General features: G+C 51.5%; 1 pseudogene. It reads left to right on the top strand.

What is annotated here, in order from left to right:
- Nucleotides 1–497 (top strand): annotated as a pseudogene (locus tag FOY53_RS22715) (IS1-like element IS1B family transposase); the annotation flags it as partial.
- Nucleotides 498–610: the final 113 nt, after the last annotated feature.

Genomic DNA, 610 nt, shown 5'->3' with positions numbered 1-610 from the left:
GCAACTGCCCGCATTATGGGCGTTGGCCTCAACACGATTTTACGTCACTTAAAAAACTCAGGCCGCAGTCGGTAACCTCGCGCATACAGCCGGGCAGTGACGTCATCGTCTGCGCGGAAATGGACGAACAGTGGGGCTATGTCGGGGCTAAATCGCGCCAGCGCTGGCTGTTTTACGCGTATGACAGGCTCCGGAAGACGGTTGTTGCGCACGTATTCGGTGAACGCACTATGGCGACGCCGGGACGTCTTATGAGCCTGCTGTCACCCTTTGACGTGGTGATATGGATGACGGATGGCTGGCCGCTGTATGAATCCCGCCTGAAGGGAAAGCTGCACGTAATCAGCAAGCGATATACGCAGCGAATTGAGCGGCATAACCTGAATCTGAGGCAGCACCTGGCACGGCTGGGACGGAAGTCGCTGTCGTTCTCAAAATCGGTGGAGCTGCATGACAAAGTCATCGGGCATTATCTGAACATAAAACACTATCAATAAGTTAGAGTCATTACCAAGTCGGAAAAGGTAATATCTGCCTGTGAAATCTCTGTTTTAGATGCCAGACTTTTTCCCTGAATTAAGGTAATGTGCTTGGGATTAATCCGACTATT

Origin of the sequence: Puniceibacterium confluentis, from assembly GCF_007923445.1 — a bacterium.
Lineage (GTDB): Bacteria > Pseudomonadota > Alphaproteobacteria > Rhodobacterales > Rhodobacteraceae > Puniceibacterium > Puniceibacterium confluentis.
The sequence above is the reverse complement of the archived record's forward strand: the minus strand, read 5'-3'. Positions and strand labels throughout refer to the sequence as shown.